The 22,940-nt window shown below is 31.7% G+C and carries 28 protein-coding genes and 1 riboswitch; of the genes, 3 read left to right on the top strand and 25 right to left on the bottom strand.

The genetic code is table 11. From position 1 onward, the window contains the following. Positions 1-10 precede the first annotated feature (10 nt). From nusB to NGI30_RS05000, 6 genes are all read right to left on the bottom strand, one after another. Positions 11-397 carry a transcription antitermination factor NusB gene (nusB, locus tag NGI30_RS05025; RefSeq protein WP_251520705.1) on the bottom strand — a complete coding sequence of 129 codons (387 nt, stop codon included), beginning with the start codon at positions 395-397 and terminating at the stop codon, positions 11-13. Between the two features lie 139 nt (positions 398-536). Beyond that, complete coding sequence (locus NGI30_RS05020) at positions 537-899, bottom strand: Asp23/Gls24 family envelope stress response protein (RefSeq protein ID WP_251520702.1); 363 nt, start codon at positions 897-899, stop codon at positions 537-539. A 22-nt stretch (positions 900-921) separates the two neighbouring features. Beyond that, positions 922-2,271: an acetyl-CoA carboxylase biotin carboxylase subunit gene (accC, locus tag NGI30_RS05015; RefSeq protein WP_251942903.1), complete on the bottom strand. Its 1,350-nt coding sequence runs from the start codon at positions 2,269-2,271 to the stop codon at positions 922-924. Next, entirely contained in the window at positions 2,271-2,747 is a 477-nt protein-coding gene (gene accB, locus NGI30_RS05010) for an acetyl-CoA carboxylase biotin carboxyl carrier protein (RefSeq protein ID WP_251942899.1), read from the bottom strand. Before accB ends, accC begins: the two co-directional genes overlap by 1 nt. 199 nt (positions 2,748-2,946) lie before the next feature. After that, on the bottom strand, positions 2,947-3,504 hold the full coding sequence (efp, locus tag NGI30_RS05005) for an elongation factor P (RefSeq protein ID WP_251520693.1): 558 nt from the start codon (positions 3,502-3,504) through the stop codon (positions 2,947-2,949). Positions 3,505-3,532: 28 nt separating this feature from the next. Beyond that, positions 3,533-4,591, bottom strand: coding sequence for a M24 family metallopeptidase (locus NGI30_RS05000; RefSeq protein ID WP_251520690.1), 1,059 nt, complete (start codon positions 4,589-4,591; stop codon positions 3,533-3,535). Positions 4,592-4,693: 102 nt separating this feature from the next. On the opposite strand from NGI30_RS05000, the gene NGI30_RS04995 reads away from it, so the two are divergent. Together NGI30_RS04995 and NGI30_RS04990 are read left to right on the top strand one after the other, a co-directional pair. Beyond that, positions 4,694-5,281 (top strand): hypothetical protein, encoded by a 588-nt coding sequence (locus tag NGI30_RS04995; protein ID WP_251520687.1) that lies wholly within the window; start codon positions 4,694-4,696, stop codon positions 5,279-5,281. Between the two features lie 23 nt (positions 5,282-5,304). Then, positions 5,305-5,526 carry an SA1362 family protein gene (locus NGI30_RS04990; RefSeq protein WP_251520684.1) on the top strand — a complete coding sequence of 74 codons (222 nt, stop codon included), beginning with the start codon at positions 5,305-5,307 and terminating at the stop codon, positions 5,524-5,526. A 55-nt stretch (positions 5,527-5,581) separates the two neighbouring features. Here NGI30_RS04990 and lipM read toward each other — a convergent pair whose 3' ends face one another. Further along, positions 5,582-6,412 carry an octanoyltransferase LipM gene (gene lipM / locus NGI30_RS04985; protein WP_251520681.1) on the bottom strand — a complete coding sequence of 277 codons (831 nt, stop codon included), beginning with the start codon at positions 6,410-6,412 and terminating at the stop codon, positions 5,582-5,584. A 167-nt stretch (positions 6,413-6,579) separates the two neighbouring features. On the opposite strand from lipM, the gene NGI30_RS04980 reads away from it, so the two are divergent. Further along, positions 6,580-6,966 (top strand): rhodanese-like domain-containing protein, encoded by a 387-nt coding sequence (locus tag NGI30_RS04980; RefSeq protein ID WP_251520677.1) that lies wholly within the window; start codon positions 6,580-6,582, stop codon positions 6,964-6,966. Positions 6,967-7,161: 195 nt separating this feature from the next. On the opposite strand, the gene gcvPB is transcribed toward NGI30_RS04980, so the two are convergent. The 18 genes from gcvPB to NGI30_RS04890 form a co-directional block, all read right to left on the bottom strand. Next, a complete protein-coding gene (gene gcvPB, locus NGI30_RS04975) occupies positions 7,162-8,634 on the bottom strand; it encodes an aminomethyl-transferring glycine dehydrogenase subunit GcvPB (RefSeq protein ID WP_251942897.1) in 1,473 nt (490 codons plus the stop codon). After that, positions 8,624-9,973 (bottom strand): aminomethyl-transferring glycine dehydrogenase subunit GcvPA, encoded by a 1,350-nt coding sequence (gene gcvPA, locus NGI30_RS04970; protein WP_251942895.1) that lies wholly within the window; start codon positions 9,971-9,973, stop codon positions 8,624-8,626. The genes gcvPB and gcvPA overlap by 11 nt, the downstream gene beginning before the upstream one ends. A 17-nt stretch (positions 9,974-9,990) precedes the next feature. Continuing rightward, the gene (gene gcvT, locus NGI30_RS04965) at positions 9,991-11,082 is read right to left on the bottom strand and encodes a glycine cleavage system aminomethyltransferase GcvT (RefSeq protein ID WP_251520668.1); all 1,092 of its coding nucleotides are present in this window, start codon (positions 11,080-11,082) and stop codon (positions 9,991-9,993) included. A gap of 74 nt (positions 11,083-11,156) precedes the next feature. Continuing rightward, positions 11,157-11,297: riboswitch (glycine riboswitch) on the bottom strand. Then, on the bottom strand, positions 11,294-11,767 hold the full coding sequence (locus NGI30_RS04960) for a shikimate kinase (RefSeq protein ID WP_251943924.1): 474 nt from the start codon (positions 11,765-11,767) through the stop codon (positions 11,294-11,296). It overlaps the preceding riboswitch by 4 nt. Positions 11,768-11,973: 206 nt before the next feature. Further along, a complete protein-coding gene (locus NGI30_RS04955; RefSeq protein ID WP_251520665.1) occupies positions 11,974-12,411 on the bottom strand; it encodes a ComGF family competence protein in 438 nt (145 codons plus the stop codon). Next, positions 12,386-12,682: a hypothetical protein gene (locus tag NGI30_RS04950; protein WP_251520662.1), complete on the bottom strand. Its 297-nt coding sequence runs from the start codon at positions 12,680-12,682 to the stop codon at positions 12,386-12,388. Before NGI30_RS04950 ends, NGI30_RS04955 begins: the two co-directional genes overlap by 26 nt. Beyond that, complete coding sequence (comGD, locus tag NGI30_RS04945) at positions 12,663-13,103, bottom strand: competence type IV pilus minor pilin ComGD (protein ID WP_251942893.1); 441 nt, start codon at positions 13,101-13,103, stop codon at positions 12,663-12,665. Before comGD ends, NGI30_RS04950 begins: the two co-directional genes overlap by 20 nt. After that, positions 13,090-13,410, bottom strand: a complete 321-nt coding sequence (comGC, locus tag NGI30_RS04940) for a competence type IV pilus major pilin ComGC (protein ID WP_251520656.1) — start codon at positions 13,408-13,410, stop codon at positions 13,090-13,092. Before comGC ends, comGD begins: the two co-directional genes overlap by 14 nt. A 17-nt stretch (positions 13,411-13,427) precedes the next feature. Then, a complete protein-coding gene (gene comGB / locus NGI30_RS04935) occupies positions 13,428-14,495 on the bottom strand; it encodes a competence type IV pilus assembly protein ComGB (protein ID WP_251942891.1) in 1,068 nt (355 codons plus the stop codon). Continuing rightward, entirely contained in the window at positions 14,467-15,441 is a 975-nt protein-coding gene (gene comGA, locus NGI30_RS04930) for a competence type IV pilus ATPase ComGA (protein ID WP_251942889.1), read from the bottom strand. The genes comGB and comGA overlap by 29 nt, the downstream gene beginning before the upstream one ends. Positions 15,442-15,493: 52 nt before the next feature. Continuing rightward, positions 15,494-16,117: an MBL fold metallo-hydrolase gene (locus tag NGI30_RS04925; protein WP_251942887.1), complete on the bottom strand. Its 624-nt coding sequence runs from the start codon at positions 16,115-16,117 to the stop codon at positions 15,494-15,496. After that, a complete protein-coding gene (locus NGI30_RS04920) occupies positions 16,117-16,443 on the bottom strand; it encodes an MTH1187 family thiamine-binding protein (protein ID WP_251520646.1) in 327 nt (108 codons plus the stop codon). Before NGI30_RS04920 ends, NGI30_RS04925 begins: the two co-directional genes overlap by 1 nt. Continuing rightward, positions 16,443-17,429: a glucokinase gene (locus NGI30_RS04915; RefSeq protein WP_251942885.1), complete on the bottom strand. Its 987-nt coding sequence runs from the start codon at positions 17,427-17,429 to the stop codon at positions 16,443-16,445. Before NGI30_RS04915 ends, NGI30_RS04920 begins: the two co-directional genes overlap by 1 nt. A 399-nt stretch (positions 17,430-17,828) precedes the next feature. Further along, a complete protein-coding gene (locus NGI30_RS04910; RefSeq protein WP_251520638.1) occupies positions 17,829-18,032 on the bottom strand; it encodes a YqgQ family protein in 204 nt (67 codons plus the stop codon). Position 18,033: 1 nt separating this feature from the next. Further along, positions 18,034-19,473 (bottom strand): rhomboid family intramembrane serine protease, encoded by a 1,440-nt coding sequence (locus tag NGI30_RS04905; RefSeq protein ID WP_251942883.1) that lies wholly within the window; start codon positions 19,471-19,473, stop codon positions 18,034-18,036. A gap of 11 nt (positions 19,474-19,484) precedes the next feature. Beyond that, entirely contained in the window at positions 19,485-20,027 is a 543-nt protein-coding gene (locus tag NGI30_RS04900; protein ID WP_251520632.1) for a 5-formyltetrahydrofolate cyclo-ligase, read from the bottom strand. A 384-nt stretch (positions 20,028-20,411) separates the two neighbouring features. Next, complete coding sequence (rpmG, locus tag NGI30_RS04895) at positions 20,412-20,561, bottom strand: 50S ribosomal protein L33 (RefSeq protein ID WP_251520629.1); 150 nt, start codon at positions 20,559-20,561, stop codon at positions 20,412-20,414. A gap of 103 nt (positions 20,562-20,664) precedes the next feature. Next, positions 20,665-22,857: a penicillin-binding transpeptidase domain-containing protein gene (locus tag NGI30_RS04890; RefSeq protein WP_251942881.1), complete on the bottom strand. Its 2,193-nt coding sequence runs from the start codon at positions 22,855-22,857 to the stop codon at positions 20,665-20,667. Positions 22,858-22,940 lie beyond the last annotated feature (83 nt).

The raw sequence follows: 22,940 nt of genomic DNA, 5'->3' as shown, positions 1-22,940 counted from the left end.
TCTCACTCTTTTAATCAATATTGCTTAGAACACCGTTAATAAATTTATAATGGTCTTCATCGCTAAATTGCTTTGTTAATTCAACTGCTTCATTTATAACGACCTTATGAGGTGTAGAACCATGTTGTAATTCATATGTAGACATACGTAAAATAATACGATCAGATTTCAATAATCGATCCATTTTCCAATCCTTTAAATGTGGCTCTATTTTTTTATCTAATACGGCTTCGTGATCTTTCACTCCAGTTACGAGCCAATGTATAAAATCAAATTCTAAATCTGGATTATCATCCTTAATAAAGCTTATTGCTTCTTCGATTGTTAAATCACTATTAATCATTTCTAATTGAAATAGAGTTTGAAAGGCTTGAATTCTTGATTCTTTTCGACTCATTTTATACTCCTTCAAATGGTTATTTTATTGAACAATAAAGATGTGAGAGCAGTTGTCAATGATGCATTTTATATCAATGCAATCGGCAACGTGTACTCTCTATTTCTTTAAAGTTGAAATTACTATTAATTTATAAATATTAAGAAGTATGTTCTATATTTGTAATGTGCACATTAATTTGACTTGGCTGAATCTTAGTCATATTAACAATTGAATTAAATACGGTCTCTTGTATTTCTCTAGCTGTTTCTGAAATATTTACATTATATGAGATAGGGCAATATATATCTATTTTAATACCGTCTGATTTAGTTTCAATCTTAACTCCTTTGTTGAGTTGCTTTTTACTAATTTCTTCAATACGGCTATTTTGAATTTCTTTAAAATGCCCTCGTATCCCTTTTACCTCTGATGTTGCGATACTTGCTATGACAATTAAAATTTCTGGTGCAATTTCTATATTCCCTAAATTGGAATTAGTAGTTTCAGATACTTTGACCATGGACAACATACCTCCTAATAAATTAATCTTCCATAATATTGTATGTTTCTAAGAAGTTTGTGTTAAATTCTCCACTTCTGAAAATATCATTATTTAACAGTCTTATATGGAATGGTATCGTTGTATCGATGCCTAAAACTAGGAATTCACCTAGTGCACGTAAGCCTGCTAAAATAGCTTCGTCCCTAGTCGGCTCGTGAATAATTAACTTAGCGACCATAGAATCATAATAAGGTGGGATTGTATAATTAGTATAACATGCTGATTCAATTCTGACTCCATATCCACCTGGTGCTAAGTATTGAGATATTTTACCTGGTGAAGGCATAAAGTTTTTATACGGGTTCTCTGCATTAATACGAAATTCTATTGCATGGCCTTGTATATTAATATCTTCTTGTTTATAAGGTAAAGCTTCTCCCATTGCAATTTGCAATTGTAGTTTCACTAGGTCAATACCTGTAACCATTTCGGTAACAGGATGTTCAACTTGAATACGTGTATTCATTTCCATAAAGTAGAAATCATTACTATTTAAATCATAAATAAATTCAATTGTACCTGCATTTTCATAATTTACTGCTTTCGCAGCTCTGATAGCCGCATTTCCCATTTCCTGACGTTGAGCTTCAGAAAGTATAGGTGATGGGGCTTCTTCAACTAGTTTTTGCATTCTACGTTGTATTGTACAATCACGTTCACCTAGATGAATCACATTACCAAATCTGTCCCCAACGATTTGGATTTCAATATGTCTAAAGTTTTCAATAAATTTTTCTAGATAAAGTCCACCGTTACCGAATGCAGTTTCAGCTTCCTGTTGCGTCATTTTGAAACCAGTTTCTAATTCTTTCTCGTTACGAGCAACACGAATTCCTTTTCCACCACCACCTGCAGTAGCTTTAATAATAATTGGGTAGCCAATTTTTTTAGCTAACGTTTTCGCTGCTTTAATATCTTCAACTAAACCTTCACTACCTGGAACAACAGGCACATCGGCACGTTTCATTTCTTCTTTTGCAACGTCTTTAATCCCCATTTTTTGTATAGACTCATGACTTGGTCCGATAAATTTAAGTTGGCAGGCTTCACATAATTCTGCGAAATCACCATTCTCTGCTAAAAATCCATAACCTGGATGGATACCATCACAACCTGTTGAAGTTGCAATAGATAAAATATTCGGGATATTAAGGTACGAATCTTTTGAAAGCGTTGGTCCGACGCAATATGCTTCATCAGCAATTTGAGTATGTAATGCGTCTTTATCTCCTTCTGAGTATATCGCTACGGTTTGTAAACCTAAATCGTGGCACGCTCTGATAATTCTTACCGCAATTTCTCCTCGGTTAGCAATTAATATTTTCTTCATTATTTCACCTTAAATAACGGTTGGCCATACTCTACCATTTGACCGTCTTCTACTAAGATTTCAGCGATAACTCCTGAGACTTCAGCTTGAATTTCATTGAATAACTTCATTGCTTCTAATATACATACGGTTGACTCGTTAGAAACAGAATCGCCTACTTCTACATATGGACTTTCTTCTGGTGAAGGAGATTTATAGAATGTACCTACCATTGGTGCATTGATTGTTTGTAAATTATCATCAACTTCAGTCTTAGATTGACCTTCATTAGCCGGTGCATCTGCTGGTGCAGAAGCTGCATTTTGTTGTGGAGCTACTTGTTGAACAGGTTGTTGTTGTCCGATTTGTGGAGTGATGATTTCAGTTTCTTTTTCTTTTTTTAATTTAATATGATTTCCTTTATCCTCAACATTAATCTCAGTTAGACTTGATTTATCTAGAATTTCAATCAATTCTTTTATTTCTTTAAAGTTCATATTACAGACTCCTTTAGATTGTAATCATTTACCTATTGTATTTTACTTTAGCAAAATATTCAATTCAAGCATATAATTACTTAAAAATGAATTATTACAATTTTGATGGTCGAATAACCTCCGTCAAAACAAATTCAGCCTGAGACAATTTGGGGTCCCAGGCTGATTTAAAAATTGCAAAGTAAATTGCACGATATGTTTACGCTCTTGAAATGTAACTACCATCACTTGTATTTACTACAAGTACGTCACCTTCATTTACGAATAAAGGTACATTAAGTGAATAACCTGTCTCAACTGTAGCAGATTTTGTAGCTCCTGTAGCTGTATCACCTTTAATACCAGGTTCCGTTTCAGTTACTTCGAGTTCAACAGTTTTTGGTAATTCAATACCAATTGTTTCACCTTCATAGCTTTGGATTTGAACTTCCATATTTGCTTTTAAAAATTTCAACTCATGTTTAAGGTAATCTTCTGGTAATTCTGTTTGTTCGAACGTTTGATTGTCCATAAACACATGCATTTCACCATCTGCATATAAGTATTGCATACGACGATTTTCAATCATTGCTTGTTCAACTTTTTCACCAGCTCTGAATGTTTTTTCTTGAATCGCACCTGTTCTTAAGTTACGTAATTTTGAACGCACAAATGCTGATCCTTTACCTGGTTTAACATGTTGGAAATCAATAACTTTCCAAATACCATTGTCTACTGAAATTGTTAATCCTGTTTTAAAATCATTCACCGAAATCATTTAGTTTCCTCCTAAATTGTAAGGTCTTCTATAAAATAATAAGATTTTTTGAGGATTTAGTAAAGCGTTGACAGCCATTTTCTGTGACTAGTACATCATCCTCGATTCGAACGCCACCTAAACCTTCGACATATATGCCAGGTTCAATTGTAACACAATTATTGATGGTTAATTCATTCTCAAATCTTTTTGAAAGCATTGGACCTTCGTGTACATCTAAACCTATACCATGCCCTAATGAATGTCCGAATAATTCTCCATACCCTTTTTCAGCAATATAATCTCGTGCAATAGCGTCTAATTGTTTACCAGTCATTCCTGGTTTTATTGCTTCAATAGCCTTTTCATTAGCGTCAAGTACAATTTGATAAATTTCTTTCATTTTTGGATCAGGTTCACCAATTGCAAATGTTCTAGTGATGTCAGAAGCATAACCTTTATAATATGCACCAAAGTCTAGAGTAATCATGTCACCTTTTTCAATGACTTTATCACTCGCCACGCCATGAGGTAATGCGCCTCTATAACCAGAAGCTACAATCGTATCAAATGATGTTCCTTCTGCGCCTAACTCAAGCATTTTACTTTCTAATTTTGCTTTAAGTTGTTGTTCTGTCATACCTGCTGTAGCCACAGTTAATATATATTCAAATGTTTCGTCTACGATTTCTGCAGCTTTTTGTATAATTTCTATTTCAGAGGCGTCTTTCACTTCTCTAATTTTTTCAACTAAGCCTGAGACACTTGTTAATCTTGTTTGACTTTGATTGAGCGCTTCATACATATCATAACTTAGTAAATTACCTTCAAAACCAATATTTTTAATATTTAACTGTTTGAATTGGTTCAGTATTTCATTTGTTGGTGTTTCTTGTTGGTTAACGATTTCAAAATCTGGAGCTTGTCTCGTTGCTTGATCAATATATCTAAAGTCTGTAATTAATCGCTTATCATTTTCAGTAATAATTAATGCCCCGCTCGTTCCAGTAAATCCAGATAAGTATCGTCTATTAAAATCTGATAAAATGACAACACCTTCAATTTCTTTTGAAGTTAATTCTGAAATTAATTTATCTATTCTTGACATTGCGCTCCCCCTATACAATTAATTTGTACATTTTCTTTATATACTATAAAATGATAGCATAATATATATAGAAAATTACAGTTTTTGAATTAGGAGAAAATAATGAAGAAAAAAATTGTAGCATTTTTAGGTGCATCTTGTCTTTTAGCCGGGTGTGGGAGCCAAAATTTAACGCCGTTAGAAGATAAATCGACTAAATTACAAGAAGAAAACCATAAATTAAAAAGTAATATCCAAGACTTAAAACATAGCATTAATAGTGAAAAAGAAAAAATTAGTGCATTAGAAAAAGATAAAAACAATGAAAAGCAAGCAAAATCTAATAAGAAGAAATACACTAATTTAAAAGCATCATCAGCTTACTATAATGAAGTCACAAAAGCCCTTTCTCAATATAATAAAATAGAGGGCGATGTCTCTAAAAATAAAGGGAATTCCAAAATTCAAGATAAATTAACTGATGTATCTAATAAAATGGAATCCGCGTACAACAATTATAAAAGCGACATCGACAATGAAAAAATGAGTGATGATACAAAAGATGAAAAGAAAAAAATTGGTAAGTTAAATAAAAAACTAAGTGATGCTATGAATGATATTCGAGACGGATATAACGGCAAAGACAAGAAGAAATTAAAAAAAGGACAACAAGCCTTGTCAGAAATTAGTTTAAGTAACTTACAAAGTTGACGTTGTTTTGGGAGTGTTAAAGCATGTTTAAACAAATATTATTTTATATTGTTCTGGCCGTTGCTGCGGTCGGTTTAATATTAAATATAAATCATTTTCTATTTAGCTTTGTTTCTATGTTAATTAATTTAGCAATTATCGTAGGTATCATATATTTAATTTATTATTTCTTCTTCTTAACAGAAGATCAGCGCAAATATAAAAGAGCCCTACGTAAACACAAACGACAAAATCGTAGAAGATAAGTAATTATAATAAAAAGCAGTCGTTACTTTTGAAAAGTAACGACTGCTTTTTTATTTATTTACGATAATTCCACTCGTCTGATTTATATTTTTCAATTAGCTCATTAACTTCTTGTTGCTGTGCATCAGTTAATGTTAATGGTTTGAAATCAATATTAAGGCCTTGCTTAAAACCTTGCTCGAAAGCCTCTTCCATTTCATCAATGGTAATATGTCGATCAGAAATATCATTAATAGCTACCGCTTTTTCAACAAATGCTTCTTTCATTTTTGCTTTAAGACGGTCATTTTTAAATTTAAACATATCAAACAAATCTTCTATATCTATATCTTGAAGCAGAGAACCATGTTGTAAAATAACGCCCTTTTGTCTTACTTGTGCACTTCCAGCAATCTTTCGGCCTTCAACAACGAGTTCATACCAACTTGGTGAGTCAAAACAAACTGCACTTCGTGGCTGTTTTAACTTATCTTTTTCTTCTTTAGTACGAGGTATCGCAAAATGTGCATCAAAACCGAGCGATTTAAATCCTTGAAGCAAGCCTTCAGAAATAACTCTATACGCTTCTGTTATAGTTGAAGGCATTTCTGGGTGAGATTCCGGTACAATCACGCTATATGTTAACTCTTTATCGTGTAAAACGCCTCTCCCACCAGTTTGACGTCGTACTAAACCATATCCCTTTTCGTTTACTTTATCTATATCTATTTCTTTCGTTAATCTTTGGAAGTAACCAATAGATAAAGTAGCGGGATCCCATGTATAAAAACGTATCACTGGGTCAATTTCCCCACGAGATACAAAATTGAGTAATGCTTCGTCTAAAGCCATATTATAAAACGGGTCTCGACTACCCGTATTTATAAAATTCCATGTTTCAGTCATGCGAAAAACTCCTAACAAAATTAATAAATACAAACATCTACAATGAGACCGTTTACAATTCATTGTAACTATGCGTAATTTATTTCAATTTAATAGTAAAAAACTTTTGATAAATATGTTTAACAGTCTTATAATATATAATATCGGTATTTTAGGGAGGATGCAAGATGAGTAATCTTTGGTTTATAGCGCTAGCTGTTCTCATTGCCATTATAGCTTACATGTTATATTATTATCTTGTTAATAAAAGATCAGTAACGGAATTAAATCAAAATGAATTCCATAATGGATTAAGGAAAGCTCAAGTCATAGATGTGAGAGAAAAAGTTGACTATGATTACGGTCATATCAATGGTGCAAGAAATATTCCAATCACTATGTTTAAGCAACGTTTCCAAGGATTGAGAAAAGATCAACCTATCTATTTATGTGATGGTAATGGTATTTCGAGCTATCGCGCTGCTAGAATTTTAAAGAAAAATGGTTATACTGACGTTTATATGTTAAAAGGCGGATATAAAAAATGGACTGGTAAAATTAAGTCGAAAAAATAAAATCTAGCTTTAATAATTACAAAACCTATAAATCATTTTACACAACTGTTCGATTGTGCACATTCGTCTCACACTCGACAGTTGTTTTTTATTTTCTGACACTACAAAATAAGCACATGAAATACATCTATATTGATGTTATTCATGCGCTTATTTTTATTTTTGTTAGTTCAATTTTTTAAAGTTGAGGTTTATTTATTTTTCGCTTTTTAATCCTTCAAATTTTAATACTGGTTTACGTGCTGCTTGAGTTTCATCTAAGCGATCAATAATTGTTGTATGCGGAGCTACTAATACTTTATCTGGATCTTCTTTAGCTTCATTTGCAATTTGTATCATTGTATCGCAGAAGAAATCTAACGTTTCTTTAGATTCAGTTTCTGTTGGTTCAATCATCATACCTTCTTCGACATTAAGTGGGAAATAGATTGTTGGTGGATGGAAACCAAAATCTAGTAAACGTTTTGCCATATCTAGTGTACGCACACCTTCAGCTTTTTGTTTAGAACCACTTAATACAAACTCATGCTTACAAAATTGTTCGTACGGCACTTCAAAATGATCTTTTAAGCGAGCTTTAATGTAATTTGCGTTGAGGACTGCTGCTTCTGATACTTCTTGTAAGCCCTTATTCCCCATAGAACGGATATAAGTATATGCTCTCAGATAAATACCAAAGTTTCCGTAAAATGGTTTTACACGTCCAATAGAATCTTTGATGTCATTATCATATTTATAAACATCGTTGTCTTTAACGACCATTGGTTTAGGTAAGAAACTTGCAAGTTCTTTAACTACACCAACAGGACCTGAACCAGGGCCACCGCCTCCATGTGGACCGGTAAATGTTTTGTGTAAGTTTAAATGAACAGCATCGAAGCCCATATCTCCTGGTCTAACTTTATCCATAATTGCATTTAAGTTTGCTCCATCATAATACAATAGCCCGCCAACTTCATGTACAATATTACGTATTTCCATAATATTTTTTTCGAAAATACCTAGTGTATTTGGGTTAGTTAACATAATCGCGGCTGTGTTACCACTTACCACACGTTTTAAATCGTCAATGTCAACTTCGCCTCGTTCATTCGATTTAACAGTTACAGATTTAAAACCAGCGAATGCTGCAGAAGCTGGGTTCGTTCCGTGTGCTGAATCTGGCACAATCACTTCGTCACGATGACCTTCTCCGTTTTTTTCATGATATGCTTTGAAAATCATGAGTGCTGTCCACTCACCGTGGGCGCCAGCAGCAGGTTGTAAAGTGACTTCATCCATACCAGTAATTTCTTTTAACTCTTCTTGTAAACTGTGAATAATTTCTAATGAGCCTTGTATTTGAGATTCATCTTGAAGAGGATGAGACTCTGCAAAGCCAGGAATACGTGCTACTTTTTCATTGACTTTAGGATTGTACTTCATCGTACATGAACCGAGTGGATAGAAACCTGAATCAACCCCAAAGTTTTTATTAGAAAGTTCTGTGTAATGGCGTACTAAGTCTAATTCTGCAACTTCAGGTAATTCTGCTTTATTTTTTCTGACAAATTTATCATCTAATAAGTCTTCAACTGCATTATTATCAATTTCTTTTTTTGGCAATGAATATGCAAAACGATCTTTTTTTGAACGTTCAAATATAAGTGGACTAGATTTACTTACCATTGATTTCACCTGCTTTCTTAACGAATGTATCAATCTCATCTTTTGTTCGTAATTCAGTAACTGCAATGAGCATATGATTATTAAACTTTGAATCAGCTTCTCCTAAATCAAAACCACCGATGATACCTTCTTGAATTAAAGCATCATTGATATCTTTAATTGGTGAATCGAATTTAACTACGAATTCATTAAATGATGTTGCATCTGATACTTCGAAACCAGCTTGTTTGAATTGTGTTTTTGCATAATTAGCATTTTCAAAGTTGCGCTCTGCTATTTCATAAACACCTTGTTTACCTAAAGCAGACATACATATAGATGACGCAAGCGCATTTAATGCTTGGTTTGAACAAATATTTGATGTGGCTTTATCACGGCGAATATGTTGTTCACGTGCTTGAAGTGTTAAAACAAATCCACGGTAACCATCTTTATCTTCTGTTTGGCCTACTAGACGACCTGGTATTTTACGCATTAACTTTTTTGTAGTAGCAAAAAAGCCACAATGTGGACCACCGAATTGTGTAGGAATACCGATAGTTTGTGTATCCCCTACCACAATATCTGCGCCGAAACTTCCAGGTGGTGTAAGTAAACCGAGCGCTAATGGATTAGCATATACAATAAATAATGCTTTTTTGTCTTTAATGAATGATTGTATTTTTTCTAAATCTTCAATTGAACCATAGAAATTCGGATATTGAACCGCTACTGCTGCTGTATCATCATCAATTGCATTTTCTAATTTAGTGAGGTCTGTAATCGTACCATCTAAATCCACTTCTACAATTTCAAATTCTTTACGTGTTTTTATATAAGTTTTAAGGACTTGTAACGCTTGATAATGCATCCCCTTAGAAACTACTATTTTATTTTTCTTAGTTTGATTAAATGCTAAGATACATGCTTCGGCAAAACTCGTAATCCCATCGTACATAGAAGAATTTGCAATATCCATATCAGTTAATTCACAAATTAAAGTTTGAAATTCAAAAATAGCTTGAAGCTCACCTTGCGAAATCTCAGGTTGATAAGGTGTATATGCAGAATAAAACTCTGAACGTGAAATCATAGCATCTACAACAGATGGTGCATAATGATCATAAACACCTGCACCTAAAAATGATGTATGTGTTTCTTTCGTAACATTTTTTTGAGCGACTCTACTTAATCTTTTTGTTAAAGTAGTTTCTGATTCTTCATCCGGTATAGCTAATTCTCTATTCAGACGTACATTTTCTGGTACATCACCAAATAAATCTTCAATTGATTGCGCACCAATGGTACTGAGCATTTCTTTTTTATCTTCTTCTGTAAGTGGTATATAACGATGACTCACAATAACACCCCTTTGTTTTATTCAGTTATATGATTTTTCTTTACAATTTTTGCTTTTACTTTTCTTTTTCTAACTTGAATAATGATTTCTTTACCCATTTCAAATGCTTCACGGTCAATTTGAGCTAAACCAATTGATTTTCCACTTGAAGGTGACTGAGTACCTGAAGTGACTATACCAATTTCATTTTCATCATTATCAAATATAATATATCCCGTTCTTGGGATACCCTTATCTATCATTTCAATACCGATTGCTCTCACTTTTGAACCATGTTCTTTTTGATCTTTCAACACAGATTTTCCTATAAATTCAGCTTCAATTAAGGGTTTAGCTGCAAAAGCTATTCCTGCTTCATATGGTGTAACTTCTTCTGTTAAATCTTGGCCGTGCAATGGCAACCCAGCTTCAAGTCTTAAAGTATCTCTTGCGCCTAAACCACATGGTTGAATATCAAATGATAATAATTTTTCCCATAAGAATTCACAATCTTCAGAATTACAATAAATTTCAAATCCATCTTCACCAGTATATCCAGACTGGGAAAGAATCACTTCTTTATCAAAAAATGAAACATGTTGTTTGAAATCAAACGGCTTCATTTCATCGATGTCGGTGTCGACATGCTCTTTTACGAATGCTCTTGCCTCAGGACCCTGTAAGGCTAATTGACCGTATTTATCTGATACATTCTGTACTTCAACGTCAAATTGTTCTGATTGTTGTTGAATCCATTCAAAATCTTTTACAGTATTGCCTGCATTCACAACTAACAAATAAACATTTTCATCTAATTTATATGTGATTAAATCATCAATGATACCGCCCTCATCATTACATAAAGCAGTATATTGAGCTTTGCTTGTAGTAACTTTGTCAGTATCGTTCGTCAATAAATATTGAACATACTTTGATGCATCTTTACCTTTAATGAGTACTTCACCCATATGACTTACATCAAATAAACCCATGCTGTTTCTGACTGCGTTATGTTCTTCTTTAATACTTGAAAATTGAACAGGCATTGCCCAACCACCAAATTCAACAATTTTAGCACCAGCATCAACAAAACTTTGATATAAAGGTGTTTTCTTTAATTCACTAGACATTCATACCCCTCCTACATTTGATATTAAAAAAACAGAGTAGACAAAGCCTACCCTGTTAATAATTTTCAGGTTTGCGTCACAGTATTATCCTTTTTGCCTGAGAGTTTCGTATAACTTGCACCTTCGGCGATGGGTATTGAACAAAATGATAAAACCTAAAATACAAAAAATTTAGGGATATTTTGCCCAACCACATTCTCTCTAATACTGATCAATCGCTATTAATATGATTCATCACAACTTCATATAAGATTGAAATTGGATTTGCACTATCTAATTTCGTGAATGCGATTTCATTATATCTTGAAACCCTTTTCAAATACAAGTCATTTAATTCTGAATAACTTTTATTGTTAGCATTGGGTCTATTAGAATCATTTTTAATCCTGTCATAGATAATATTTAAATCGCAATCTAACCAAAATACATATTGCTGTGATGCAAATAATTTTAGAGCAGTAGCGCTTTCAATAATACCCCCACCTGTAGCTATCACATCATATTTGTTAATACATTCTTCTAAATACTTTGTTTCGAGCTTTCTAAAACCACTTTCACCACTATCTGAAAAGATTTGAGGTATCGATTTGTTTTCTTTTTTTACAATATAACTATCTAAATCAACAAATGAAAGTTGTTCATTGTTCGAAATATGTTTTGCTAAAGTGGATTTACCAGTTCCCATAAATCCGATGAAAATTAATGGATGTCTACTGTTATTTGCCAAATATATCTTCCTCTTTGATTAATATATGAAGTCGTTTTTCATATGATTTTTCTAAATTATCTAATGTTTTTTGTTGCATTGAAAATTGATAAATATTCGATGTAATTAAAGATAAATATAGCATAAAAAGAACTGTGACAAAAGGATACATGTAGGCTTTACATTTAAAAATAAATAGTTTTTTCAAATTTATGTCCACTTTCTAATAATTTAAGATGTACAACGATTGTTTTGTTTTTAATTTCATATCTGACATTCAATACATTATTAAGCATAGTAATATTTCCACCACCATTTATCGTTTTGACGATTTTAAAATTTTTAAATTCATAACGTGTTATTCTGTGCTTAGTTTTCATTATAAGTGTGTCATTACTAATGTTTGTATGAAATTCTGCATTTTTTGCTGACTGCAAGTCTTTAGTCATATCATATGCATAAAATTCTAATTCAACAAAAGCTGGATTATTGTAAACCTGATGGATGGTAGATGATGTTTTTATTAATATAGGTACTACTGATAATATTAATACAGTGATAAAAAGTGTAAAAATAGCTTCTATATACGTAAAAGCATTAATTCTTCGTATAACATTTTTCATCCTTTGTTCCCTTTTTAGCAATACATAATTTTTTGGCGTCTAGTTTTATTTTATATTCATCTGTTGAAATACCTGATTTTAATTGATTTTTCGAAGAGTTTTGAATAATCGTAATTAGGCGCCTTTTCATTTCAATATCATTTAATTTATTTAGTGTAGTCATATTTTGCTGTTTTAACATGGGTATAAAAATAGTGCATATTGTCATTATTAGTGCAAACGAAAGTAAGGCGTCTAAACATAATGAAGCTTCACATTTTAACTTTTTCAAAACGCATACGCCCTTTTTCGATATGAAATATGATTCGATATAATTTATTTTGAATTGAAATATAAAGTGAACCAAATTTATTAATATGTCCTCGCTTATCAAAAGATACATAATTTAAATTTGTGCGAGGATGAATATAACTTTCTTGTCCTAGCTCAATTGGTGTATGTCGGTGTTCCAGTTCCATTATTTTGATTTTATTTGAATATTTATCGAAAATGACTGATACATAATGTTGATTACGTATAGCTTGAGACTTAAGATAAGTAAAATGTGCAATAATGTTTTTTAATTTATGTTGATGCATTTGATTTTCGTTGATGTCGCCGTGTAAAAATTGCGTTTGTATAAAAAGTAAAATACTAATAATACCTAAAACAAAAATCATTTCTAAATAAGTAAAGGCTTTAAGAACTCGCAACTACTTCACCATTATTTATAGATAAAGTTGAACCATTTTTACATTGTTTTTGATTACTCTTAATATAACCTTCTGATACGAGGATTTCGATCGAATCTGGCTTTTTATTATGTTTCAATGTGTAAGCTTCGATTTGACTCTCAACCATTTTTATTTGAGCCTCACACCCTGTAGATTGAATATGTTTAGATTGTTTCGCTATATTTGGAATGATTAAAATAAGTAACAAACTTATAATTAAAAGCACGAGTAACATTTCAATCAAAGTAAATGCTTTAGTTTTAATAACTTTTAAATTTTTCTTCATAACTTTGCCTCCTAAAATTATTTTATTGTCTGCATCAAATCGAACATTGGTAACATGATAACGAGATATAAAGATACGATTAAAAATGCTAATAATAGAAATACACATGGTTGTATGAATTTAATAAGCGTTTGAAGTTTTCGTTCGATTCTTGTCATGATCATTTCACTAAATAGTTTTAATTCAATATCAACCTTTCCTTTTTTCTCACCTTCTTCAATAAAGGTAATTAAATCCTTATCAAAACAAGAAATATTGATTAATATTTCACTGAGACTTTGCCCTTGGTGAGTACCAAACTTTATTTCATTTGCTAAAAATAACAAGTAAGGGTCGTCATTTTGCTTGGAATAAATATCTACGATCTTTTGTAAATTTATCCCATTCTTGTAAAATAATGAAAATTCTGATGCAAGACGATAAGTTTTATATAATTTAAAAAATTGACGAATGATTGGGATGAATAATAAAAAGCGATGTTTATTATAGATTGAAAGTTTGCGAAATATGAGGAGTAATAGTAAAGAAAGTATTAATAGGAGAATAAATGTTAAAAATAAATTTCTAGGTAAAGTCATAATAAAAAGTGATAAATATAGTTGTAAATTTGACACCTGTACATCCATATTTTGATATAAACTTTCAAACTCAGGGATAATAGTTTGATTTAAAACAACTAACATTGTGAGGAATAACCCTAATAATACGAGAGGATATTGAAGATTCTTATATAGTGCTTTCTTAGCTTTATAGTTTGCTAACATATAGTCTTCAGCATGTGCTAGACTAATCGTTAATTCACTAAACATTTCAGAAAAATATATGAGCATTACAATTGTCTTAGGGTAATTTAATATCTTTAAAATGTCAGAACAATTCGCACCGTTCTTTAATTCATTTAAAATATTTTCAGTCAAACGGGGAGAACAAAATTTAATATTAGATAATAAGAACGTAAATGCTTCCGATAGAGTAAAACCATGGCTTATTAAATTGCGTAGTCTTTGTAGTATCTCTATCTTTTCATAATCATTTAATTTACGATAGCGAAAGAAATTATAAATATCTTTCAATCGTTGATTCACAAATCACTCCCTCCTTCGACATTTGTTTTAGGTAATATGTTAAGTTTTGAAAATCATTAGGTAATGATAAACCATTATCGAAGAAGTATTTAATATCATTCTTTGTGAGATGCTCATAAATTAATTTTCTTTGTTGATCAGATGTTGTTACTAAACGTTGACTAAGCATGCTTATAATAGATTGGCATATTTCTTGTTTACTGATTCCCATTTCTAATAATCTTAACAATGCTCCTTTACAATCACTGGAATGTAAGGTAGATAAAACGAGGTGACCGCTAAGACTAGCTTGGATAACATATTTAGCAATTGAAGCATCTCTTATTTCACCAATTAAAATCACATCGGGATCACACCTTAATATCGCTTTAAATGAAGAAGCATAATTAATCCCTGCCTTTTCATTTATTGAAATTTGAGTTATGCCTTTCACTAGTCTTTCAACAGGATCTTCTACAGTTATGATATTGAGATTTAAATGTTCTTTCGCATACAATACCATGTTATACATTAAAGTGCTCTTACCTGATCCAGTAGGCCCACTAAATAATATCAATCCTTGTTTCTTATTCATTAACCGGTATAAATTATCAATATTATTTACTTGGCTTTGCTTTTGAAAATATTGGGGAATAATGCGGATAACACAACTTTCATTTCCAAGTGACAAAGGTAACGTTGATATACGTAAAAAATACAATTGCTTTAATTTATACAAGTGTCTACCACTTTGGGCACTGTTATGATTTGAAACATCTAAACCAGCTTGATATTTCATAAAGGTTAATAATTTCTTATAAAGCTGTAATTGTATCGTCTCTACATCAATAAACTGGTCATTTACACGAAATTTGAGCGCGACCTCTTGTTCTGACGGGATAAAATGAATATCACTCGCTTCTTGTTCAATGGCTTTATTAATTATATTACGAAACAACTGTTTCAAAAAAATCACCTCCTACATATATACACGTAGGAGGTCGTTGTTTTACTTTAATTTATCCATTTATAAAAGGATTGTTTTCTTCTTCTGCCGCTGTAGTATATTCACCATGGCCTGGGAATAATGGCAAATCGTCTTCAAGTTCAAATAGTTTATCTTTAATTGAATCAATTAAAGTTTCGTAATCACTTTTGTATAAGTCTGTACGCCCAATACCTTGTTTAAATAAAGTATCACCGACAACTGCAAAATCGTCAAATACATAAGTTAAACTTCCTGGTGAATGACCTGGCGTATGAAGTACTTTAAATTTGAAACCTTCAATTTCAGTATTCCCTTCATCTAAAGGCTTTGGTTGAACTTGGCTAGTTACTTTTTCAAAGCCACGTGGAACCAATTTAGCCGATCCATTTTTCTCTGGGTCTGTTAAGAAATCGAATTCCTCACGATGCATATAAACTGGCACATCATAATGCTGAGCAATATCATCCAGTGCACCGATGTGGTCGAAGTGTGCATGTGTTAATAAAATTGCTTTTACCGGTTTATTAATTTGATTGACCTTTTTAATGATTAAATCGCTGTCACTCGCAGGATCAACTATAATTAAATCTTGATCATTTTCTATAAAATACGTATTTGTATCTGCAATACCTAATGTTAATTTTGAAATTCTCATTATTTATCTACACCTTTATTTAAATGACTTTCTACTGCTTGAATTTTATCATCCATTTTACGAGATTTATCACGTCTATCATCAATTCTAATATTTGTGCATACACGGTCAAGTCCTTTATTGAATGGTAACTCATGAATTGCTTGTACCACTTCGAATAAATCCTTTAAATCCCCTTCAATTAACGTGTTCATAGGTGTAAGTTGATAATCAATTTTACCTTCTGCTTTATATTCCTTTAACTTTGTTTGAATTTCTGCAATATACTGACTAACACTTGGACCTTCAGTACCTACTGGAATTACAACTACGTCTACAATTGCCATTATTTAACACCGTCCTTCTCTAATATATAAGTATATATGAGTCCTGCTGCACCTGTTATTCCGGCATCGTTACCTAGCTCGGCTTGAACAATTTCCGTTCCTTCTTGCGCTGGAGAAAATGTGATATTTCTATATTCTGTTTTAATATTTTCGATTAGAATTAACCCTGCTGTTGACATTCCACCACCGAGCACAATATATTTAGGGTTACTCGTAACGCTTAATATACTACATAAGTATGCAATATAGTTTGCCACGCGCTCAGTTATGAAAATACAAAATTGATCGCCCGCTTTAGCAGCATCAAAAACAGCTTTGGCTGTAACTTTATTTTCTTTGATTAAATGTAGTATAGATGATTTGAACGTTAATTTTGGATAGTAGAAATTAACTAAATTTACAACACCGGTAGCCGATGCAACAGTTTCTATACACCCTGATTTGCCGCAGTTACATTTAAAACGTTGATCTTGGTCTACTCTAAAGTGGCCTATTTCAGCTCCAGAACCATTATGTCCGTGGACGATTTCACCATTTGAAATAATGCCTCCACCTAATCCTGTTCCTAAAGTTATTGCGACAACATCATCTGCACCTTGTCCAGCACCTTTATGTTTTTCACCTAACGCAGCTACATTGGCATCATTGTCTACAAAAACGGGACAATCGACAAATTGTTCATATATGTTACGCACATTTACTACTTCTTTCCAGTATAAATTTACTGCACCGTAAACTTCACCTGTTGCAAAATTGACAGGACCTGGCACCCCAATACCAACACCTAAAACATCACTCATCGTATAGTTAGATTTTTCCACATGTTCAACGAGTGAATCGTGTATATTTTTCAATAATTGATAACCTGTCGAATCTGAAGTATCTGTATCTATGGACCACTTAGATAATCTTTCTAAATTTTCATCAAAGATACCTAATTTACAAGTCGTACCACCTATATCTGCTGCTAAAATAATTTTCTTCATCAATTACTCATCCTTCTTGAATTAAGATTCAAACATACAATTATAGTTGCAATAATACATGTTAAAAAGCATTTCAAATAATATTTAAATGAAACAATATGTAATATTTTTACTTATTAAATAAAAAGACAAATTGCTCTATAATTGAATGAAAAAATCGAATATGGTTTTTCTATTAGAATTACAATAGAATCTGTATTTATACCTATTTTAATATTAATACTTTATCAATTGCAATTATAATCAACTTGTTTAACTACGATAAGTCGCATGAATATTAATAAATCATATACACATAATTAAATAAAAAAGAGGAAGGAATTACCTTAGTAAGCTCTGAACATTTACTTAATGGTTAATGTCTCAGGTACCTTGGATTCCTACCTCTTCAGTGAATCATTATTTTTCTTTTTGTCGTTGATTAATAATTAATATACATTGTAAGTAATCATTTTTTGAGATTAAATCATATTGGTAAAGTGATTTAATTTCTTGTTTCATCATCTCATACATATCATCTTTATCCTTGAAATAAATAATAAAGCCGAATTGTTTCAATAATTGTTGCACATCATAAAATGTTGCAAGCTTTTGTTGCTTCAAATTAATCGCTCAACTCTTTTTGTAAATCTTTATAGTCTGAATTGTTTGGATCAATTTTTACTGCTTTTCTAATGTACTTTTTGGCTTTATCATTATCGTTTAAGGATCTATTCGCAACTGCAAGTTGATAATTGAGTAAACCTGAATCAGGATAATGATCTAAGCCTCGTTTCCAACTTGCCATGCCTTCTGATTTAGATGAACGTTCTGAAGTAATTAATCCACTTAAATAATACGTTTGCGCATCTGCATAGTTTTTCTTGAAAGTTTGATCAACCATTTTGTCTGCTTTAGAATAGTTACCCTTTTTCATTTCTTTTGTAATGATGGCATTATAAATATTTACTTCCTTAATTGTAAACAAACGTATTTGTGCAGCAATAAAAAGTAATAAAATGATAATTACTACAATCCAAAATCGATTACGATCTTTATGAAAGTAATACCCCATTAAAGTAATTAATGCACCACCAATAAAACCACCAATATGCGCTACGATATTCACGTTACTCATTAATAAAGATAATAATATTAAAATTGCGATTACAACGAGTAATTGGATAATCAATTTACGATCGTATTTTTGACTCAAATACATAAATACAATTATTGCACCGATTAAACCAAATATCGCACCACTTGCTCCAACCGACACTGTATCGGTATTAAATGAAAGTGAAGCAAAGTTAGCAAAAATCCCAGAAATAATAAAGATGCCTAACATTCGCCATGAACCAATAATCGATTCAACAATCTTACCAAAAATAAATAAACTCAACATATTCATGAATATGTGTTCAAAATTGTAATGTAAGAAGATTGAGCTAATTAATCGATACCATTCACCATGTACGACATTAAAGTGTACAAGTCCTCCAACATCTAGCAGTTTAATATCTGAAAAATGATTTAAATAAACAATCATAAACAGCCATATAATGACATTAATCGCAATGAGACTATATGTAACGGGCGCGAATTTAATCATATGTTTTTCTAATTCACCATTATGTAATACACGATTTTTATAAAAAGTTGGCGTTTGCTTTTCACGTCTAGAATATAGCTGTTTTATAGCGAAATTAGGTAGTAACTGGTCAATTTGGTGTTCTTCTCTTATTACTTTAACTTTTAATTTGATCGGGTCAGTTTCATCTAAATGTTCATCGGCAAAGGTTTTTTCTGTAAATATATATAAATTAAAATGCTTCGGTTCGAAATCTAAATAAGAAGTAATATCTTCTTGATGATCAATAATACGTTCTTTAGAGAATCTTACTTCTTGTGTTGTATTGGCGCCATTTTTAAAAACGACGACGCTTTGTTTACGTTTATTTGCTAACCATATTTCATCATCCTGTTGATTTCTATGGACAACTTCATAATTAAGATACTTTATCCATGTGTATATTGTTTTCCAATAATGTTTTTCAGTATACATCTTTACCTCCATTATTTTGTTGTAGCGACCAACAATTTACTCACTGGTTGATCATGCGATTCTGGTTCAAAATCACTAAGTTGAAAATCATAAATTAAACTGAGTGTTGTAGGGTTAAATTGATGTAAAAATTTATCAAAATAACCGCCACCATAACCGATTCTATAACCAGTTTGGTTAAAAACTACGCCAGGTACGACGACTAAATCTAATTGATTGGATAATTCAGTTTCTCCCATTACTTGATATATACCTTTTTCGTCTTTATCAATTTGTTGGAGGTTGAGTAATCTTTTAAAAGTCATACTTTTTTCTTGATAATTAGTATTGGGTACAAATACTTGTTTTCCATCATCTAAAATTTGTTTAATAATTGAATATGTATCTACTTCGTGAGACATCGAAAGCACAATTCCAATTCGATGAGCATTCAAGTATTCCTCAGTATCAAATAAAAGGTCAGCTAAATAAGCGTCTATATCCGACTTATTTGAGTTATATGAAAACTTTTTCATTTTATCAATCATTGATTTACGTAAACTTTTCTTATCCAAGTCGTCACCTTCCTGCATTCCATACTAATCTTATTATAACGTTTTAAGTTTTTGATGTCATCAAACTTTGATTTATGTATTTTTCATGATTACTTTTACTATCAAAACAAAACTTAACACAAAATAATTCAAAAGTTATACATATTAAAAATGAGTCTGAGACAAAAATAGATGTCTCAGACTCTTAATCAATTTGGCAATATATAACTGAATTGAAAATACGCTTTTATCAAGCTTTTTCAATTTCTAGTCATCCTTGCCGAGGAGGGACAGCGAATACTCTATTAGAAAATTCGATTTCTGTTCCACTCCCATTTTTATTAATTAGTTATATACTCGAATAAATGTGATATTGAGCAATAAATTTACCTTAAGTTAAGGTTATTATTTCGTTTCACGGTGAAGTGTGTGCTTATTTTCTCTAGCACAGTGTTTTTTCATTTCGATACGTTCAGGATTTGTACGTTTATTTTTTGTAGTAATGTAATTTCTTTCTCCACATTCTGTGCAAGCTAATGTAACATTTACGCGCATGTTATTTCCTCCTTACCTTTTAAAATACGACCTATTTATAATACCATTTACAATTAAAAATGAAAAGTACTATTTGATTAAAATCGTATGATTGCAAGCTTTATTAGTTATTATTATTCACTAGATTATTTTGTGCGTTCGCTCCGTTTTGTACGTTTCTATTATTTTGGTTAATGGCTTGGTTGGCATTTCGGCCGTTATTTTGTGGTTGTTTATTTTCTTGTTTATTTTCTTGCTTATTTTCTTTTTCTTCTTTATCTCGTTTGAAATAATAATTGATTACATCGCGACCTAAATCGCCACCGTTTAACCATGGTGGTGGAACAGGTTGGTTTGTATAAACAATTGAGAAAGCAAGTTTCGGATTTTTCTGTGGTGCATAGCCTATATAAGTTTGGTTAACACGTGATTCTCCATCTTGATAAACCTCAGCAGTACCAGTCTTACCAGCAGATGGAACGACAGTATCTTTAAAGCTTTGATAACCCGTACCTTCTTTTTCATTAAATGCCATCTTGAACCCTTCTTGAACTTGTTTTATTTCCGAAGGTTTATTATTGACTTTATTTAATACGGTACCTTTGATTTTATTTTTTACTGGTCCAAGGCTATCTTTGTTATTTGCTTTTCTAATTTCTTCACCAATGTGTGGTTGAATTCTGTAACCATTATTTCCGATAGTTGAAACATATTGTGCAAGTTGCATTGGTGTATATGTGTCAAACTGACCAATTGCTAAATCTAAGTAATTACCTGGGTTGTTCGTTAATGGTTCTATTTGACCAACTGTTTCATTTGGTAGATCAATACCTGTCTTAACACCTAAACCAACTTGATTTAAACCTTTACGTAATTTCTTACCAGCATCAGAAATATCTGGTGGTAATGTCATATTTGGCGAGAATGGTTTACCTGCTAATTTCAAGGCTGTTTTAAACATGTAAACGTTTGATGAGTGCATTAACGCTTCTTTATCGTTAATCTTTACTTTGCCTTTTTTGTTAAAGTAAGAACGTTTCGTTAATCCACCAGCAAATTTTAATGGAGTATCGATCATTTCATCACCGACATCTATAGCATTGTTTTGATAACCAGCTAGTAAAGTACCACCTTTTACTGATGATCCAACTGCAAATTGTGAAGTAAACGTACCGATATCATAATCTTTCATATCTCCGTCCTTATCAATTTGCTTACCTGCCATTGCTAAAATATCACCGTTATTAGGATTTTGTACCACAATCATGGCATTATCCATATCTTTGGCACCCTGACTACGTAATTTTTTAATTTGTTTTTCAAGATAGTCTTCAGTTTTTTTCTGTAAATTAATATCAATGCTTAATACAAGGTCATCTCCTCGTGAACCTTTACTAATCACTTTAGAATCAACCACATTACCTGATTTATCCGTAGTGTATTTCATCTTTTTCTTTTTACCTTTTAAAACATCATTATATTGATATTCTAAATAAGACTTACCTACACGATCATTACGAGAATAACCCTTAGCTAAATACTTATCAACGAGTTCTTTCGGTATACCTTCTTCAGGAGTTGATACATCACCAAATATACTTCTTAGAGTATCTTTATAAGGATATTTTCTATCCCAATCAGTAGTCGTATTCACGCCTGGTAAATCAGGTAATTTTTGTGCTACTCTAGCGTATTCTTCATCAGACACATCATCATTTTTAATCGTTTGTGGATCCATTGGAGATCCTGACATCATTTGTCGATAAATCGCAAGTATTTGTAAGTCTTTATCTGATAACTTGTCAGTTTGCTTTGCAGTTATCTTTTTATAAAGCGTCTTATCGTATTCTTCTTGAGAAATACTACCATCATTGAGCAGTTGCTCTTCTTCCTTCATTAGCGCTTTGGCTTTTTTAGGGTGTATTTGAATCCAATAGTCCTCTTTATCTCGTGGTGTAATTTTTTTAGTATCCATTTTGATTAATTTTGATAAATCTCTTGCTGTTTTTAAAACTTCTTTTTGTGAGGTTTTCTTACCTCTCGTATATGTAATTGCTTTCTTTGAAGCATTGTCAACTAGGACTTTTCCATTTCTATCTAGAATGCGTCCTCGCGGTACAGCTTCGTTCATTGTTATGTTTTCACTATTTTTTATTTGTTGGTTGTAATGAGAACCTTGAGCAATTTGTAAATACCCTAACCTGAGAACAACTACTGCAAAGATAAATACGATGACGCCAAATAAAAAACCAATTCTTTTATTCATCGTATTTCTAGCTTTTTCTTCTTTTGTTTTTTCCTTTAGTCTTTTTAACACATTAACATACCTCTATTCAAAAGTTCTCAATACAAATGATATATTAAATCACTAAAGATTTCTATTATTTTAATTAAAAAAGT

Source organism: Staphylococcus sp. Marseille-Q5304 (assembly GCF_943737015.1).
GTDB classification, from domain to species: Bacteria; Bacillota; Bacilli; order Staphylococcales; family Staphylococcaceae; genus Staphylococcus; species Staphylococcus hsinchuensis.
Note: the sequence above shows the minus strand (reverse complement) of the source record. Positions and strands in the feature narration are given on the sequence as shown.

Coding starts and splice junctions, on each gene's coding strand:
- NGI30_RS04905 (WP_251942883.1), bottom strand. CDS start 19,473: ATGTATACTGAAAAACATTATTGGAAAACAATATACACATGGATAAAG.
- efp (WP_251520693.1), bottom strand. CDS start 3,504: ATGATTTCGGTGAATGATTTTAAAACAGGATTAACAATTTCAGTAGAC.
- accC (WP_251942903.1), bottom strand. CDS start 2,271: ATGAAGAAAATATTAATTGCTAACCGAGGAGAAATTGCGGTAAGAATT.
- accB (WP_251942899.1), bottom strand. CDS start 2,747: ATGAACTTTAAAGAAATAAAAGAATTGATTGAAATTCTAGATAAATCA.
- NGI30_RS04960 (WP_251943924.1), bottom strand. CDS start 11,767: ATGGGAACTGGTAAATCCACTTTAGCAAAACATATTTCGAACAATGAA.
- lipM (WP_251520681.1), bottom strand. CDS start 6,412: ATGACTGAAACATGGAATTTTATAAATACGGGTAGTCGAGACCCGTTT.
- NGI30_RS05000 (WP_251520690.1), bottom strand. CDS start 4,591: ATGTCAAGAATAGATAAATTAATTTCAGAATTAACTTCAAAAGAAATT.
- NGI30_RS04920 (WP_251520646.1), bottom strand. CDS start 16,443: ATGGCAATTGTAGACGTAGTTGTAATTCCAGTAGGTACTGAAGGTCCA.
- comGC (WP_251520656.1), bottom strand. CDS start 13,410: ATGAAGAAAAATTTAAAAGTTATTAAAACTAAAGCATTTACTTTGATT.
- NGI30_RS04955 (WP_251520665.1), bottom strand. CDS start 12,411: ATGAAAAATGTTATACGAAGAATTAATGCTTTTACGTATATAGAAGCT.
- NGI30_RS04990 (WP_251520684.1), top strand. CDS start 5,305: ATGTTTAAACAAATATTATTTTATATTGTTCTGGCCGTTGCTGCGGTC.
- gcvPB (WP_251942897.1), bottom strand. CDS start 8,634: ATGGTAAGTAAATCTAGTCCACTTATATTTGAACGTTCAAAAAAAGAT.
- NGI30_RS04980 (WP_251520677.1), top strand. CDS start 6,580: ATGAGTAATCTTTGGTTTATAGCGCTAGCTGTTCTCATTGCCATTATA.
- gcvT (WP_251520668.1), bottom strand. CDS start 11,082: ATGTCTAGTGAATTAAAGAAAACACCTTTATATCAAAGTTTTGTTGAT.
- rpmG (WP_251520629.1), bottom strand. CDS start 20,561: ATGCGCGTAAATGTTACATTAGCTTGCACAGAATGTGGAGAAAGAAAT.
- NGI30_RS04995 (WP_251520687.1), top strand. CDS start 4,694: ATGAAGAAAAAAATTGTAGCATTTTTAGGTGCATCTTGTCTTTTAGCC.
- NGI30_RS04915 (WP_251942885.1), bottom strand. CDS start 17,429: ATGAAGAAAATTATTTTAGCAGCAGATATAGGTGGTACGACTTGTAAA.
- NGI30_RS04925 (WP_251942887.1), bottom strand. CDS start 16,117: ATGAGAATTTCAAAATTAACATTAGGTATTGCAGATACAAATACGTAT.
- nusB (WP_251520705.1), bottom strand. CDS start 397: ATGAGTCGAAAAGAATCAAGAATTCAAGCCTTTCAAACTCTATTTCAA.
- NGI30_RS05020 (WP_251520702.1), bottom strand. CDS start 899: ATGGTCAAAGTATCTGAAACTACTAATTCCAATTTAGGGAATATAGAA.